Raw genomic sequence first — 16573 nt, 5'->3', positions numbered from 1 at the left:
AATGTGCACTCTATGAACCAAGAACTCAGCTCCCGCGAGGATAAATTTTAGGACAACAATAATGGCTCCACGTTCGCCAAAAACTGAAGACAGACCGGACCTAGACGAAAGCATCCAAATCGCGTTGGATGCTGCTGAGTCATCTATGGACGTCACTGCAGAATTTGAACGCATTTCTGCTCAATTCATGGACACGTCCAAAAAAACACAGCAGCTTGAAAAAGTGTCGCGTACCGGTTTGATCGTTGGTTGTGCGGTTGCAGTCATAAGCGTTACGATAATGGGTTTGATCTGGCAGCGGTCGTCTTCAGGTTTGGAACGGTTGGCGGCCACAAACACCGAATTGCTTGTGATACTGACAGAGAACGTATCAACCATGGATCAGACACTTGGCCCCGTCATGGAGAGTCTGCGCCAAGATTATGCCGGGCTGCAGGCAGAAGTTTCTGCTATGTCCGAAAAATTTTCGGGTTTAGAGCAGGTCATAACGGACATCGCAACTATTTCTGAGACTGTAGGATTGCTAGACACTCTTGAAGATGCACAAACCCGTGCGGAGGCGATTAAAACAGAACTCGGCGACCGAATTGCAACTCTGAATGGAGAGCTAGCCTTGAATGTGTCAGCGGCGGTGCAGGACACTTTGTCTGGACAGGCAGACGCGTATAATAAGCTGATAACTGAGATGTCTGCGGTGATGAACGGGCTTGGTACATCAGATAATCCGCAAGATTTTACCCAAATACAGGCAAGCATGAATGACAGGTTCAAAGAGTTGAATGAAAGGATCGGCATGATCCAGACCTCGACACCAACTGTGCGTGCACCTAGGCCACAACCCAAGCAGCAACCGGACGTTATAAAGTTTCCATGACAGCTGACGTCGAAAACCAAGCGGTGGGTGTTGTTGAACACCTACCCTCTGGTCCGTTAAAATTGACCGATACGAAGGGCACCCATCTTCAGGTAGAGTATCAGCTAGCCGCTGACGATGTGATCGTTGCGGTTAACGGCAAGCCCTGGACACAGCTCAGCTCCGTTCGGGACACGATCAAGAACGCTCTAGATTTTGGCAGGCGGCCAGTCCTAGTGACGGTGTCCCGAGACGGCAAGATTTTTTCGGTATTCCTTTCAAACCCTATCGAGAGTGGTTCAAAGGTGTTGTTGGACGAGGAGGCAGAACCCTTTCAGAATGTCACTCCAGCCATTTCTATCCAAGACATTCGAATGCTGAGCAACTACACGATCGTCGCTAATCAGGAAAATTCAGCGGATGTTCTTGAAATGAGAAAAACGTTCGGTGCCATGGCGTTCTCTCCGTTTTGGCTCATCGCACGACGCCTTTGGGAACCTCTGATAGCTTTAGTTTGCGCCACCCTTACAGCGTTTGCAGTAAACACCATCTTTGGGACCGTGGTTTATCTCGCCATGTGTGTCTACATTGGCCGCCGGCAAATCCAACTCTCGCTCACCTCTATGATGCGGGATGGTTTGTACAAAAAGATGGTCCTTGCCGCTCGAGATGAATTGGAAGCGCAGAACGTCGCACACAACTTTCATGAGCATCTGAGATTCAAATTTTCAAACCAAGAGATGGCTGTCGGCGTCAAACTTGAGGTGGAAATCATTTGATACTGGCTTTTCATGCGCACGAAAAATGCTGGAAGTAGCATGTCCAACACAAAGACTAAATCTAACAAAACCCATGTCAGAACGACCTGCCATCGCTGTATGGCAATACGCATATTCTTGGCGGCTACGGTTGGCGTTGGTTTATTACAAGTTTTTGCTCCACAAACCTTTCAGTTTGTCAAAGGGTTCAGCCCCATGACATTGGCCATCCTTTTCGTTGGTGGCTTCGGCCTCTTGGCTATCCTTAAATCTGTTGGAGATCACTACTCAGATCATTCAGATGACAGCAATAATCTAGAGTAAGGCTCAAGTGGCGATCGTCTGGTATGGTATCCGATTTCATCAATTCCGTCAGATCAAAGTTCTTCCTACTGCTAGTGGTGGTGGTCGCCGTCGAGATTGGTCAAACGATGACCTGCTGCACATTGCACCGGCGTTGTTGAACAGTCTGACCGATCAAAATTCAGGGTAATAAGGGGCCACAGTGGAAACCTCTCAGCCTTGAAAGATATAGGTGTCATAATTTTGACATTGGGTAAAAAATGATATTTAATAATAGCTGCAACAACCGAATGTAAAATAATGATATCTTACTCGATGAATGTGCAACTTGCGCAAAAACAGTCACTTGTTTTCACGCCACAACTGCAGCAGGCAATCAAACTGCTTCTTCTTACAAATATAGATTTGTCAAGCTACGCTGAGAAAATGGCGGAGGAAAACCCGTTCTTAGAAGTCGAACTGCCGTCACGGGGAAGTGTTGAGAGCCGAAACTCGATTACCTCGATGCCATCTACCAGTCCTCAGTCTGACTTCGACCCCGTCAGCTTGTTGGTGGACACCTCTGGGGCAAGCTTCGGTGCACGTCTGTTTCAGCAAGTCGAAGAAACTCTTAAGAACCCGTTTGAACGTAAGATTGGTTACGCCATCGCAAGCCATGTTGAGCCATCGGGTTGGCTGTCACTATCCACATGTGCCCTGGCTGAAAGCCTTGGTGTAGACGAAAAATTTGTTGAGCAAGCTTTGACAAAGTTGCAAAGCGCAGAGCCCTCGGGATTATTCGCCCGTAATCTTGCTGAATGCCTGAGGCTTCAGATCTCCACCTCTGACTATGATTACGCTAAGATGACTATCATTATTGATAACCTGCCGCTGGTTGCGCGTGGCGCGCTGACAGCGCTACGGCGCAAAACTGGCTGCCATGCGGATGACATACGACGCTTGTTGCAGAGGTTGCGGTCACTTGACCCAAAACCGGGCCTCGCTTTGTTCAATGGCATTGCACCACCCGTTCGGCAGCCCGATATCATCACTGGAAAAACGCTCGACGGGGAGTGGTTTGTCGAAATGAACCAGGCCACCCTTCCAATCATCAAAGTGGATGAAGTCACGGGGCACAAAGTTCGGAAGTTAGTCAACGCACCTCAAGATCAGGCATTCGTGCGCGATACGTTGGGAAATGCGCGCTGGCTAAGCCGCGCCATTGCACAACGCAATGAGACAAGCATCAAGATCGCTGCTGAAATTGTACGCATCCAAAAACCTTTTCTAGAGCATGGAATACAGCACATGCGCCCGCTCAAGCTGAAGACCGTCGCCGATGCCGTCGGTGTGCACGAAAGTACAATCAGCCGCGTCACCTCTTCGCTGATGATGCAAACCCCACAGGGCACGTATCCACTCAAAATCTTCTTTAGTACCGCCATCGAACTAGGAGGCCATGACGAAGGTGTTTCTGCACGTGTGGTGCGCGAAAAGATCCGCAGCCTTGTAGGTGCAGAAGTGCCGGGCAAACCCCTGAGTGACGAAACCATTGTACAAGAACTGAACAGGGCGGGCTTAAACATTGCCCGGCGCACCATTGCCAAGTACCGTAAGCTGGACAAAATCCCTTCATCGTTTCAGCGCCGCCGTAACTATCAATTGCAGGGCATTATATAAGGCTGCAGTCCTTTAGACTGTATACACCTCATATCTTGGGTTTATTTGGTCTGGGAGACCCTCAAAAGGGCTGTCAACAAAGCCTAAAAAGTCATCAATGATAAATTGCTTTGACTCGTCCTCAGCCTTGCGACCCACCCCGCTGGAGTCAACCGTTATGAGGGTGTGCCGGTCTACTGAGCAACCGCCCAAAGCTAGGCTTGCGGATCGCCGCGGGCTCAGCTTCAGCCTCGACCGTAGCCTTGCGCATTGAGGGTCCACTAATCTCAAAACGGAACGCCTGGTGCACAAGTCTGTCAAGAATGGCATCGGCGAGCGTCGGATCAGAAATGATGTCATACCATTGTTCGACAGGCAGCTGGCTTGTGATAACAGTAGACTTCCGCTCATAGCGCGCATCCACGATCTCCATCAGATCACGACGCTGAGTGGCCGTCATGAGATCTGGGCCCCAATCATCCAAAATCAACACTTCAGCACGTGCAATCCGCTTGAACAGACGATCGTAAATGTTATTAGCTTTTGCTGTCGCGAGTTCCGTAAACAGTTGCGGCATACGGAAGTAGAGAACACTGTTGTCCAATTTACAGGCTTCATGCCCTAACGCGCAAGCAAGAAAAGATTTTCCGACACCACAGGGTCCCGTCATCAAAACTGTGCGATGGCTTTTGATCCAACTTCCATCGCCCAAAGCTTCAAAAGCTGCGCGATCCAAAGTGCGCTCGGCGTTAAAATCAACAGTATCCATCGTTGCGTCCGGTTCTCGGAATTTAGCCATGCGCAACCGACTTTGCAGCCGCTTTGCATCTCTCATGGATTTTTCGCGAGCGACCATGTGACTGATCCATTGGCTCGGGTCCTGCGTTCCCTTCATATCCTGAGACAGGAGTTCAGCAAAAACATCTGCCATACCATCCAATTTAAGCGAACGGAGAGCTTCATAGGTAGCGTTTGTAGTCATCGTTATTTCCTTTCAGTGAAATGTTGCGGCCCACGAATATTGCCATGAGCAATCCCAGGCGAAGGGGCTTCTGAGATGGCCTCCGGTCTACTGGTCTCTTCATCTAAAATTGCGACAATGGACCAAAGCGTACAATCGCCTTGCTCCAACGCGAGCGCACAGGTTTTGTCAAGTATTTCAGGACCACAGGCCTGTGATAAGGTCATCATGTCCACCCAAACATGAGTTCCATCCTCATCGTCAGGCAACACATTCAGAATGTGCATCAGCGCATTATCGATATTTGGCCCCAGCGCACGCACCTCATCCAACGTCGTTGTGTTGTCAGGATCAGTGGAGGTTTCGATACCCTCAACGGCTTGCAGTTGATCATCCGATAGGATCACGGATGAATTTGCCACTGGCTCAAGCGGCAGAACCAGTTCGGGTGATTTGGAGGTTTCGATACCCTCAACGGCTTGCAGCTGATCATCCGATAAGATCACGGATGAATTTGCCACTGGCTCAAGCGGCAGAACCAGTTCGGGTGATTTGGAGGTGACGGGATCCGCACAGCGTGCACCGATCCTCTGGGACAGGCTCTTGATCCTGTCTCGTATGCTATCTTGGTGCATTTTTCTTTTTTTGCCGAACACATCACCACCAGCGGCAATGATATCTTTGTTGGTTTCAACCTCATTACGGGCTTGAGTCATGGTCATTTCAGGGAAGATACCCAGCTCAATCTCTCGGCGCTTCGCATTTATTATAATACGTTGAACCCATATGCGTTCACTATTGGCCTTCGCCTTCAGAAAAACGCCAGCAGTCCATCCTGATTGATCCAATTTTCGCTTGGAAAATTTCACTCTGGATCTAGACGGGTTTGCGGCAACACTGCCACGATTCAAATTATCAAGCATTTTAATTTAAAAACCTATTTTAAAGATTCAGGAAGACGACAGCCACACGCCCCTTGCTACTATTCAAACTCGATTTCGAGTTCGATCCGGCGGTTTTGTTCGCGCCCTTCTGCAGTGAAATTGTCTGAGATCGGTTTGGTTTCACCGAAACTGACTGCCGACATTTCACGCCCCAGCACAGGACTGATTGCCTCTATTTCCTGCACCACGCTTGCGGCACGCGCAGCGGCCAGGTCCCAGTTGTCACGATATAATGCACCAAAGGCGATCGGCACATTATCCGTATGACCGGCAACGATCACACGACTGCTAGGATCATTGGCAACGCTAGCCAACTCTTCAATGATGGTTTGTGCCTGCTCGGTCAGCACGGCAGAGCCTGAAGGGAAGGCACCACCGGTCCCTAGATTTACAAATACTTTGCCATCCCGCTGTTCTACAGTAACCAGACCCTGCTCCATCTCATCCCGAAGGTTTGCGCGTAGCTGGTCTTCTGCTTCGCGTGCCTTCTCGGTAGCCCGCGCCATCTTTGTGAGAGCCTCATCGACCGTGGCCCCGCCGCTCGCCTGTTGCTGACGCTGGATTTCTGACACCATGGAAATCAGATCATTCAATGTTTCATCCAGACCTCCAAAGAGCACTTCTTGCTCCGCTTTGCCGGTCGCAAGACCGGCGATCTCCAGCGCCTGGCCTACGCGCTGAAACTTTTCGATCAGTTCTTGGGGGGAGGCATCCGTTGCATTCATATCAACTACAACTTTACCATCTACGATCTCAGCTTCAATATTCACCGCATTTCCGATCTGCTCTAGCGCTGCGGCGAGCTTTTCGGCATCGGACATGTTTTCGTTTTCAGCAATGTTATTAGCGTCATCACCACCCAAGCCCTCTTTATCAGTCTCACCCTCCAGTGATTTATCTTCTCCATTCTTATCCCGGTTGTCGGACGGAACTTTCAGTTCAGGCTCACGAATTTCGGTGGTTTCTTGCGTCAATTCTTCTGTGACCGAAGGAGATGGTGAGGGGCTGAAATTCATATCCAGAACTGTCGTTCCTTTCGGCTGCTCAACCACCGGCACAATGCGCTGTACCCCGAAGGAATCCTTCAATGACCCCTGGATCTGCTTGAACTTTGGGACGTTCATTTCCGCGAAGGACAGAATTAAAACGAAAAACGCCATCAGTAGGGTTGCAAGGTCAGCGAATGTCGCCATCCAAGCAGGTGCCCCCACAGGGGGGCACTTAGGACATTCTTCGTCCTCTTCTTCTTCTTCTGCTGCTACTTCTTCAGCCATCAATTAAGCCTTCCCGGTCCGCAGGGGTCATGCGGCGTCTAATTTAGCTTGCATCTTAGGAGGCAGCTTTGAAGCCATCTGATCCTGAATGTTACGCGGGGATTCGCCGCGTGCAATATTTCGAAGACCCAAGATGACCATTTCGCGATAAACGACCTCATAGGACGTATAGCCCTCTAGCTTGGTCAACATGGGACTAAATAATACGTTGGCCACGATCGCACCATACATTGTCGTCAAAAGCGCAACAGCCATCGCAGGACCAATTGCCGCCGGGTCACTCATGTTACCCAACATCAGAACAAGACCAATCAGCGTTCCGATCATGCCCATTGCAGGCGCTAGGTCAATCCAAGCCTTGATCACATTCTGGTTGGCCTCATGCCGAGATCTCATGGATTTGAGTTCAGAGTTTAATTGCTGCACCAGCTTGGTTTCATCAGCGCCATCAACCAAAAGCTGCATGCCTTTTTTGAAAAAGTTGTCTGGCACTTCCTGACCTTCCAGCGCCATCATTCCATCCTTGCGCGCGACAGCCGCCAGTTCGACCATTCGCTCGATCAGGACGTGCATTTTTTTGACAGGTGGAAGAAATGCCTTTCCCATGGCACTAAAACTGGAAATAAATGTCGCCATAGGCGTTGTATACATGCACGCGAAAAATGTGCCGCCGATCACGATCAAGATCGATGGAATATCTACAAACGGCCCCAGACCACCGCCCACGATCATGGCTCCGGCAATCATTGCAGCTGTGCCTATTAGTCCAATAAGGGAAGCAATATCCATGGCAGCATCTCCTGTTACAAGGGTTGAAATTTAATTAATGCAAGGAAAGTGCCAATCGACGTAAAAAGGGCACCAGAATGCTATGTAAAGGAAGCGGCATGAAACTCGTCTTGACACTAATTTTGAGTCTGATCGTCACTGGGTACGGAGTGCGACCAGCCAAAGCGCAGGAAATCACGGTCTTTGTGCCCAAAGGGCCAATCGTCGTTGATGTGATGGCGGGATTGAATTGGATGAGATGCAGCATCGGGCAGGTCTGGGAAAATGGAAAATGCGACGGGACACCAATCTTGGTACCCTTTGCTGTCACCGAAACAATAATCGCTAGAACCACAAGCAGCATGGGCGATGGTTGGCGCCTGCCAACCCGCGACGAACTGCAACGTTTGGTCGTGGATCAGACAAACCCACCCATGATAAATCAGGATATTTTCTCAGAGACACATCCCGGAATCTATTGGAGCGCCGATCAAAACTGGTTATTGCCTAACAACTTTTGGGTCGTTAATTTTTTTACGGGCCACAACTATGGGCGCGCACGGCGAAATCAAAATTTCGCGGTACGATTGGTACAGGAACGATGATCAGATCGCGTCTTCAAACGATACATGGACCTCCAGTATATCTGCCAAAACTTTTAGCTCATTGATGTTTCTCACAGACCAGTCCTCAGGTGCACAGAGAGATGTGCCAGCTCTACTTCTGAACGTAAACACCCGAAATTTTGATAAAATTTCCTTGCTACTCGTTGGTGCTTTAACCGGGCTTAGCGGATCAAAAAAAAGACCTTTCATGCGACGCCGGCGCCCAGCCTGATCAAACATAACCGAGTTGTAGACAAACTGATAACAGTGATCCAGCGCGTCCTCATCTTCGATTTCAGCGAGAAAAAACAGCATATCCTCTGCCGTGCCGTATAATTTCTCGGGCTTACAATCAGGATATTTCTTAGTCAGATCTCTGGACATGCGATTTGCGAATGCTTCAATGGGCAAATCTCCCAATACGTAACGCACTGCAATTTTGGCACAAACCACACTCAAAACCCAATCAGGGGCGTACAACATCTGAGATCTTTCTTATAATTTCTTCAGGAATTGCCGCTTAAAATCCAAGTTTACAAAGCTCTAATTCTACACGAAAATCTCAATAACTCATCCGCTGTGATAAAGCCTACTACTTTTTGATCGTCCTTAACAACCGCACTCACCCAGTCTTTTTCAGCAAACATGGCTCGAATAGTCTCGATAGAGTCTGATGTGGCAATGTCGATTACTTGATCAGTGAACACAGCCATAAGCCGCATCAACTTCCTATTACTATCAGTCATTTCGGAAATCTTAGCATATGCTACTTGCAGCGCATCAACACATGCAATGAATGTCCCATCGTCATCTACCACAGGCATGTGACGAAAGTGTTTCTCGATCATCAGCAACAGGGTGTCGGTGCAATATGTATCCTGCGTTGCCACCGACAACTCACGCTTCATCACCCGAGAGACAGGCCACTCCACAATCCCCCTCCCATCTTCAGCCAACGCGCGTATTATATCCCGCTCAGACAACAGCCCAATCAGCTTGCGCGCCTCATCAACCACAGCGAGCAGCCCCGACGTGCCCTTTGAAAACACTCTGATCGCAAAGGAAACACTGTCGGTTTCGGAGAGTGTTAGCTGCCCAACCATCCGCTCGTTATTGATAACGTCGCCAAGACGGGTATGCTTGCTTTCAACAATGTCAAGCGCTGTAAATGCCAAGGTCAAATCCTTTTGTTAAAAATTCTGTTACACTCTTGAATACGCAGAAAGAGCTGCCTGAACCTTACTACGCCTGCCGCGTGTCTCCCGAAGAATTTTCGCCAAAGCATCCTGAGCTTCAGCATGGCGCGCCTTGATCTGCCTAAATCGAGCCAATTCCGTGACATCCGGGACCATTGCTGCTTCCAGCAGCGCAGACAGGCATACAGAAAATTCCGCGTTGATACGATCTGCCGCATCAAAATCTCTATCTAAAACAGCTTTGTCCAAGAATGCCTGTACCACATCTAAGTAGGACAGCAGGTCCGACAAAGTTCTGGAATTTACAGGATTACTAAATTTGCTGCCATGCATCCAAGATTTCCGTCATTGAATAATAAGCCTGATCAATCCGAGAAGTTTCATCTCCGCGCATCAGCTTGAGCGCTTGTTGCCGAGTATACTCATACAGTTGGAACAAATTTGTGGATATATCTCCACCCCGTTCAAAATCGAGGCTGGACTGTAGCACATAAACTGACATCAAAACACGCGCTGTATGAGTATTGAAAGGCTCTGATCCGCGTTCGGCTCCATGGGACAGAGCCCCCAAACTACGGGTCAGATACTCCAGAGTGGCTTTGATCAGATGATGACTGTTATCCACATCGAAGGCAGGGTTCTTTTGCTGTCGCTGATAAACTTCCGCCGGACTTAACATTGACATGAAATCTCCATTAATTACTACAATGCATTCTCATTAAGAAACGACTGCCTTACAGCATTGTTTAAATTATTTTCCAACTTTCTCTTCAAACCCGTCACCTAAGAGGACGAAAGTGTCTTTAAGAAATTGCTCCACTGACAAGGCGTCAACAAGCATCAGACCATCAGTAATCTTATTAGATTCGTTGACTCCAACCAGCGTGACATGAGCCTCGGCCAATGCCCCCAAGCCCTCTGCGTCAATCCCACCGATATTCATGTGAGTCAGGATTGTCGCCGGTGATAGCCCTTCAAACAAATGGCTGTATTGCTTGATTGCAGACACTGACCACGTGCCCGGAATAACCATGACAGGCGTCACACGACCATTGGAATTTTGCTCTGTTACCCACTCAAGTGCATCCACGATTGCGCTCGGTTCTGCGAAATCACAGTCTATGACATCGGCATGGGTAATCGAGATCTTGGTGTTCAGCGATAGGTGTCGAAACTCTGTGTTCAGCAGAGAGGCGTACCGTTCAAGTCGTGTGTCGTTGATGTACCCATCGTGCGCCAACTGAATAAACCGGGGGCGGGAGGCGGTGCTTTGCAAACGTTCAAAGGCCAATTGCGCGGCAATCGTTGTCTTGCCGCCGCCAGGCGGGCCAAAGACAAACAGCGTGCAGTCCTCATGGACAACCGAAATCTCTCCCTCGGTGGCAAGCCGCTGTGCCAACATTTTGCATGCATGATCCCGCTGCGCCTCTTGCGTATGAAGATCTGGAGCCACTGCACAAGCCAGCGCGATATCTTCTGGAAATCCATAGCTGAATATTGTCTTGCGCGGCAGATCAGGCAAAGCCGCGCCGCCTGCAGAGGGCAGGGATAATCCGGGCTGGGCATAGGCACCACCGATGACGCCATTCTGAAGAGGGTCACCATAGGGTGCCAGCGTTTGATGATCGCTCGGCACGCCCATGGGCTGCACCATGTCGGCAACAACTTGGGTGACCTGCGGTGCCGCAGATCGGGTTTGAGCGCCCTGCCCAGCCAAGGGACTACCCTCTGGTTCGGGGACCTGATCAAGACGTTGGCGGAACATCTTCTCAAACTGCGTGGCATCAATGATTTGCTCTGCATCAGAGATCGCAAGATCAGCCTGATCCACAGGATCGACAGTGCCCACGTGGCTAGACCCAAACTCTATATCAACTCTGGGCTCGACAACGCTGGACGATTGCGCACGAGCATCAGACATGGGTGCGGCCTGCAATGGGGCAGGCTGCTGCAAAGTGCGGCGCTGCTCTCGGGCGCGGCGCAGCGCCGCACCCAAGTCCACCGCCTCGGTTGGCAAAGATTGTGACTGCGGGTTTTCCCACACCGGCTGGCTAGCCACACCCACTTCCTTCACCGCCCGTACCTCTGTCACATCGCCAACTCGCTTGACGGACAGTATCATGGCGTCGTCACCCAACTCTCGGATAGCCTTTTCCATGGCAGTGTCGGTATCGGAGGCTCTGAAGACATATTCAGTCATAAACTTGGGCCCTTAGGGAATGTTGGATATAAGGCTTGAAATGGAAATCTGGTCATTGGTCGGATGGCGCTTCTGCTTCACCCGACACGGTAGCAACAACCTCCACCTTACGGCCATCGGGCAGTTCTGTGAACGACAGAACGGGGAAATCAGCAAGGTGTTGACGCAAAAAGGCGGAAAGCTTGCTGCGGATCTTGGGAGACACTACAAGGAAAGGCTTCTTATTTGCCTCTGTCTGCTCCTCGTTGATACGCACCAGTGATTGCACCATACGTTCGGCCAGACTGCTATCCAGAAGCAATTGGTCACCCTCCGATTGCTTCGCAGAATTGATAAGCAGATGTTCAAAGTTGCTGTCTAGTATAATTACCGGCAATGGGGCATTCAACGGTGTTGTTTGCTGGATCAGAAGACCTATAAGATGGGGTCTCAGCGCCTCAGCAGTTTCAGATACCCCCAAATTCTTACTGGCCATTTCCGAGAGTAGCTCCAAAATCCGACGCAGATCGCTGATCGGGATGCGCTCACGCAGAATCTGACGCAAGACGGCCGTCAAGTTATGTAGAGGCATCAGCTTTGGAACCACAGATTGCACCAACTGCGGCACGACCTCGGAAAGGTTATCAAGCAATTCCTGTACGTCATCCTGCCCAATTAGGTCAGCTGCGTGTTTATACAAAATTTGACTGAGATGCGTGGCAAGCACAGTCTCTGGTGCTATTATTATATATCCATTCGCTTCTGCCTCGAACTCTAGCTCAGGCGGTATCCATGTCGCATCAATCCCAAAAGTCGGCTCTTTGACGTCAATCCCCTTTACCTTAATCCGAGAGGTTCCGCTTGGCATCGCAAGTTTTTTATCAGGATATATCTTGTCCTCAGCGACAACTATCTGACCTACCTTGATCCGGTAGTCATTGGCTTCCATGCCAAGATCGTCACGCACCCGCACACCCGGAAAAACAAAGCCCAAGGCTTGCGACACCTCCTTGCGAACGGCGGTAATGCGTCTGGCCAGCGGGCCGCCATTGTCGTTGTCTATCAGTGACAGAAGAGGATAACTTAGTAGAAGGGTCACTGCCGAAAGGTCCGCAACATCCGTCACCTTTAGGCTATTCGGGTCACTATCCTCTACGGCTTTGGATTTGTCCTCGACCTCCTCTGCAGAGCCGTTCGTTTCCTGCTTGTAAAAAGCATACCCTGCGGCAGCCGCCGCCAAGGCCATGCCCCCGAACAACAGAGTTGGCATGCCGGGGACCAGACCGATAAGACCAAGAACGCCCGCGACCGGAAACCACGCACGGGACATAGCCACTTCGCTTTTAATATGCTCGGCCATGTCCTGACTGGACGAAACCCGCGTCACGATGATTGCGGTGGCAATCGACAGCAGCAGAGAGGGGATCTGCGCCACGAGCCCGTCCCCAATCGACAAAAGTACATAGAGCTGTGACGCTTCAGCAAGCGACAGATCATGTTGCAAAATCCCGATGGCGAGGCCACCGATGACATTGATCGCAAGGATCAGGATACCGGCAACGGCGTCCCCCTTCACAAACTTGGAAGCACCGTCCATCGCGCCGTGGAACTCTGCCTCCCGCGCGACATCCTCGCGGCGTTTAGTCGCTTCCTCTGCTGTCAGAACGCCCGCATTCAAATCTGCGTCAATCGCCATTTGTTTGCCCGGCATCGCGTCGAGGGTAAAGCGCGCAGATACCTCCGACACGCGCCCTGCGCCCTTTGTGATGACGACAAGGTTGATGATCACGAGAATCGCAAATACAAAAATACCGACAACAAAGTTTCCCGCGATGACAAAAGCTCCAAAGGCTTCAATCACCTGACCGGCAGCACCTGTTCCTGTATGTCCCTCGCTCAGCACGATCCGGGTGGAGGCCACATTCAACGCCAGCCGCAGGACGGTTGCCAACAGCAACAAGCTTGGAAAAGACGAAAAGTCCAAGGGCCGGTGAGTTTGCAAGGCCACCATTAAAATCAACAGGGACATCAAGATGTTGACCGTAAAAAATAGATCTAACAGAAGGACTGGAAGCGGCAGAACCATCATCGCAACCAGCATCAATATGCCGAGCGGCAAGGCCGCACCGCTCATGGCGCGTCCAAACCCACGCCTCTGGACTAATGGTTCTGACACACTCATATCGTCAAATACCCCAATACAGCCCATACCCTTACGGAAAGACTTCTCAAGTCATGAAAGGCAAGTCTTGTGCCATGGAAGAAAATCTACGGATATTTACCGGAATTGAGAGCAGTGGCACGACATATGCATGAACAGTTCAATCAGAGAACGTCCGGAGTACAGATACATGCGCATCACTACGATATCAGGATTGATGAAGTCTTTGGCAGCACTATCGGCCTTATTAGCTTTGGGAGCGTGCGATTTGCAAATGTCTACCAGCGGCGGTACCGCTGCCGTTCAAGACATTTCCTCAATTAAAGTTGCGCTCGACGCCGCAGATGTCGCAGTGCAAAAACAAACTGTACTCACTATCATCGGGACCGGCTATGGCACGATCTCTGCGCAACCTGCGCGCAACATTAACCAAAAGCGCCTGATGGCTATTCGCGTTGCGCGGCTGGACGCGATGCGTGAACTGACTGAACAAATCTACGGGTTGCGCATCAATTCACAGACGACGGTAATCGACGCGGTCCTTCAGAACGACACCACCCGTGCCTCTGTCGATGGAACGATCCGCGGCGCTCGAACTCTGCGCATCAATCCAGTAGGCAGCGACACCTATGAAGTGGTTGTGGAGCTGGACCGCGACATGGTCGCGCGCATCCTGGAAGCCGTACGATAACGATTGATGCAGGTTATGAAGCCATTCACAAAACAGCATACGAGCCGCGTTCTGATCGTTTTGGCGGCCACTGTGCTATTCTTGGTGACAGTAGCACCGGCAACTGCAGAAATGGTGCGGGTGGTTGGGCGCGCTGCCTATGTGGACGGCAATACAAGCTTAGCACAGCGCCACGCCCTTGAGGATGCTCTCTACCTTGCCGCCCTAGAAGGTGGTGCCGATGTGTCGGGGTTTTCCATAACCAACCAAGGGGTACTGACCGGTGACAGCATACTTCTACAGCCAACCTACAGGATCCTTGACTACTCGATCCTGAATAAAGGCCGCTCCGGCTCTCACTACGAAGTAACCATCGAGGCATATGTTGGTGCAGCCCCTGATCTGGGCTGCACGGTGCGCCCTATTGTCGATCTGGTCGTCTATCGCCCACAAGTCCACGCCACTCGAACGGCCCCGCTCTGGGCCCCTGAGGCGCTTGAAAGGGCACACGACCAAACACTGCGCAACCTTGAAGCCGTCAATACTGTGCAGATTACAAGCCGCGACATCTCCTTCGCACCAACACAAAGCGCCCAGTCCAATATTCCAAGTGGCTTCGATTACCAGGCATTGCTTAACGGAAAGTCGACAACGCCCATTCAAACAGGTACCGACCACGCACGCGGCTTACACCTGTCATGGCACGCCACAGCACCAGCGCTGGACGCCCACACCATGACCATAACCTTGAATGCGCAGATCATTGACCCAGCAGCCCCCACACGGGCCAGGCAGAAGTCGATATCCCAAACCGTGGCCATTTCGCCCAACACTCCTTGGCGTGCCTTCAATGTGCTGGCCCGCAAGGACACTCAAGCCATTACACAAATTATTGCCAAGCAGGCCGGCGATGAACTTGCCACGTGGTTGGGCAACTATGCCTGCGCGCCCCTAAAAAGCGTTTTGGTGGCATCTGGAAATGGTCGATTTCGAGTAGATTTGGGCACCCGAGACGGCCTTACACGGCAAAGCCTCGCCTTTGTCGAATATCATGGACAGCCCTGGACCGTTCTGCGCGTTCTTGAACTAACCGCCAGCAGTGCAATTGTCAGCCCGCTGAACCCGAGCCGCGCAGCACCACACCTGAATGGCGCGCCGGTACGATTTGAAATAGGAGGCTAGATACATATGCGTTTCACTCACCTCTTCACAGTGCTGATGCTGATGCAACTGTTACCAAATCCGACATTGGCACAGGAACCTTGGGTATCCCTCTACACCACTAACAGTCCTGAAAGCATGCAAGGCCAAGACGTGCAGCATGTTATTGCCCGGGGGGAGACACTTCTAGGGGTTCTCCGTTCTCGGTATGACGGCACAGCACATATGCAACAGCTAGTACGTCAGGTGGTGGCTGATAATCCAAGTGCCTTTCACGGAGGCAGCCCAGACCGCATGATTGCGGGTCAAACGCTCACCTTACCCGCAGCGCGCCATGGTCCCACGACCGCCGACGACATCTATTTATTTTAATGTGATGCGACAGATCCTAACACTTTTCCTCATCCTTGTGGGGATCAATGCCCAGGCCGAGACAACCACACGTGTTGTGACCGGGCTGGAAATGCAGGAGGCCATTATAGATCGCCTCTCCACGGCAGGCGAAGTGGCCGCCCCAAACGTACTACCTGAAAAGCAGTTTTATGCCTGTGATGCACCTCTGGAAGTCGAACCAGCATTTGGCGGCTGGCGTAGCGTGATAGTGAGGTGCCCTTCACCCGTGGAATGGGAAGTAACTGTGCGAGCGCAGGTCAAAGGTGCCGTAGCACTGCTTCCTGAAACATCGCAATCATATGCCACCCAGGCTATATTTTTAAGGCGCCCCTTGCGCAGCGGCGCTCGAATTCAAGCCGACGACGTTGAAACCCGGCAGATCGATCCTCTGGTTGCCAACAACATTTATACAGAGCCCGCAGACGTGATAGGGCGAGTTTTGTCACAGTCCATGACGACAAGAGTGCCCGTAATGCCCCGCCATTTGGAACGAGAGTGGGCCGTAAACGCCGATGACACAGTTTCAATCCAGATTGTCCGGGGCGGCATCGAAATCAAATCCTCCGGGATAGCATTGGAAGCAGGACAAATTGGTGATACTATACGAATTCTAAATGTGAGCAGTGGCAGTGAACTAATCGGTCGGATCGTGCAGGAAAAAAAAATCGAAATTATTTCTAAAGCACTGCAATGAAATGCCGTTACCTCC

General features: G+C 50.9%; 18 protein-coding genes. 8 read left to right on the top strand and 10 right to left on the bottom strand.

From position 1 onward, the window contains the following. Positions 1-145 precede the first annotated feature (145 nt). The 4 genes from OA238_RS27160 (at position 146) to rpoN (ending at position 3573) form a co-directional block, all read left to right on the top strand. Positions 146-874 carry a hypothetical protein gene (locus OA238_RS27160; protein WP_245581584.1) on the top strand — a complete coding sequence of 243 codons (729 nt, stop codon included), beginning with the start codon at positions 146-148 and terminating at the stop codon, positions 872-874. Then, positions 871-1632, top strand: coding sequence for a PDZ domain-containing protein (locus tag OA238_RS27155; RefSeq protein ID WP_015497643.1), 762 nt, complete (start codon positions 871-873; stop codon positions 1630-1632). The genes OA238_RS27160 and OA238_RS27155 overlap by 4 nt, the downstream gene beginning before the upstream one ends. A 39-nt stretch (positions 1633-1671) precedes the next feature. After that, positions 1672-1935 carry a hypothetical protein gene (locus tag OA238_RS33250; protein WP_015497642.1) on the top strand — a complete coding sequence of 88 codons (264 nt, stop codon included), beginning with the start codon at positions 1672-1674 and terminating at the stop codon, positions 1933-1935. A gap of 294 nt (positions 1936-2229) precedes the next feature. Next, entirely contained in the window at positions 2230-3573 is a 1344-nt protein-coding gene (gene rpoN, locus OA238_RS27145; protein ID WP_245581583.1) for an RNA polymerase factor sigma-54, read from the top strand. Between the two features lie 148 nt (positions 3574-3721). Here the strand turns inward: rpoN and istB are convergent, their stop codons facing one another. The 4 genes from istB to OA238_RS27125 all read right to left on the bottom strand — a co-directional run bounded on the left by istB (position 3722) and on the right by OA238_RS27125 (position 7520). Beyond that, on the bottom strand, positions 3722-4534 hold the full coding sequence (gene istB, locus OA238_RS27140) for an IS21-like element helper ATPase IstB (protein WP_015497640.1): 813 nt from the start codon (positions 4532-4534) through the stop codon (positions 3722-3724). A gap of 2 nt (positions 4535-4536) precedes the next feature. Further along, positions 4537-5382, bottom strand: coding sequence for an Arm DNA-binding domain-containing protein (locus tag OA238_RS27135; RefSeq protein ID WP_144056088.1), 846 nt, complete (start codon positions 5380-5382; stop codon positions 4537-4539). Positions 5383-5495: 113 nt separating this feature from the next. Then, positions 5496-6731 (bottom strand): flagellar motor protein MotB, encoded by a 1236-nt coding sequence (locus OA238_RS27130; RefSeq protein ID WP_015497638.1) that lies wholly within the window; start codon positions 6729-6731, stop codon positions 5496-5498. Positions 6732-6758: 27 nt separating this feature from the next. Then, a complete protein-coding gene (locus OA238_RS27125) occupies positions 6759-7520 on the bottom strand; it encodes a motility protein A (RefSeq protein ID WP_015497637.1) in 762 nt (253 codons plus the stop codon). Between the two features lie 77 nt (positions 7521-7597). Between OA238_RS27125 and OA238_RS35370 the strand changes: the two genes are divergently transcribed. Next, a complete protein-coding gene (locus OA238_RS35370) occupies positions 7598-8104 on the top strand; it encodes an Lcl C-terminal domain-containing protein (RefSeq protein ID WP_015497636.1) in 507 nt (168 codons plus the stop codon). Here OA238_RS35370 and OA238_RS27115 read toward each other — a convergent pair whose 3' ends face one another. From OA238_RS27115 to flhA, 6 genes are all read right to left on the bottom strand, one after another. Beyond that, a complete protein-coding gene (locus OA238_RS27115; protein WP_245581582.1) occupies positions 8105-8587 on the bottom strand; it encodes a hypothetical protein in 483 nt (160 codons plus the stop codon). Positions 8588-8637: 50 nt separating this feature from the next. After that, a complete protein-coding gene (locus OA238_RS29480; protein ID WP_051076668.1) occupies positions 8638-9279 on the bottom strand; it encodes a CBS domain-containing protein in 642 nt (213 codons plus the stop codon). A 27-nt stretch (positions 9280-9306) separates the two neighbouring features. Beyond that, positions 9307-9633 (bottom strand): hypothetical protein, encoded by a 327-nt coding sequence (locus tag OA238_RS27105; protein ID WP_044039063.1) that lies wholly within the window; start codon positions 9631-9633, stop codon positions 9307-9309. Beyond that, on the bottom strand, positions 9614-9985 hold the full coding sequence (locus OA238_RS27100) for a flagellar export chaperone FliS (RefSeq protein WP_015497633.1): 372 nt from the start codon (positions 9983-9985) through the stop codon (positions 9614-9616). Before OA238_RS27100 ends, OA238_RS27105 begins: the two co-directional genes overlap by 20 nt. Before the next feature lie 66 nt (positions 9986-10051). After that, positions 10052-11500: a hypothetical protein gene (locus OA238_RS27095; RefSeq protein WP_015497632.1), complete on the bottom strand. Its 1449-nt coding sequence runs from the start codon at positions 11498-11500 to the stop codon at positions 10052-10054. A 52-nt stretch (positions 11501-11552) separates the two neighbouring features. Further along, a complete protein-coding gene (gene flhA, locus OA238_RS27090; RefSeq protein ID WP_015497631.1) occupies positions 11553-13661 on the bottom strand; it encodes a flagellar biosynthesis protein FlhA in 2109 nt (702 codons plus the stop codon). 130 nt (positions 13662-13791) lie between these two features. On the opposite strand from flhA, the gene OA238_RS27085 reads away from it, so the two are divergent. The 3 genes from OA238_RS27085 (at position 13792) to flgA (ending at position 16558) form a co-directional block, all read left to right on the top strand. Beyond that, positions 13792-14331, top strand: a complete 540-nt coding sequence (locus OA238_RS27085; protein ID WP_245581580.1) for an LPP20 family lipoprotein — start codon at positions 13792-13794, stop codon at positions 14329-14331. 15 nt (positions 14332-14346) lie between these two features. After that, a complete protein-coding gene (locus tag OA238_RS27080) occupies positions 14347-15492 on the top strand; it encodes a flagellar assembly protein T N-terminal domain-containing protein (RefSeq protein ID WP_015497629.1) in 1146 nt (381 codons plus the stop codon). A 277-nt stretch (positions 15493-15769) separates the two neighbouring features. Beyond that, positions 15770-16558, top strand: a complete 789-nt coding sequence (gene flgA / locus OA238_RS27070; RefSeq protein ID WP_245581579.1) for a flagellar basal body P-ring formation chaperone FlgA — start codon at positions 15770-15772, stop codon at positions 16556-16558. Positions 16559-16573 lie beyond the last annotated feature (15 nt).

The sequence above is a fragment of the Octadecabacter arcticus 238 genome (assembly GCF_000155735.2).
GTDB lineage: Bacteria > Pseudomonadota > Alphaproteobacteria > Rhodobacterales > Rhodobacteraceae > Octadecabacter > Octadecabacter arcticus.
The sequence above is the reverse complement of the archived record's forward strand: the minus strand, read 5'-3'. Positions and strand labels throughout refer to the sequence as shown.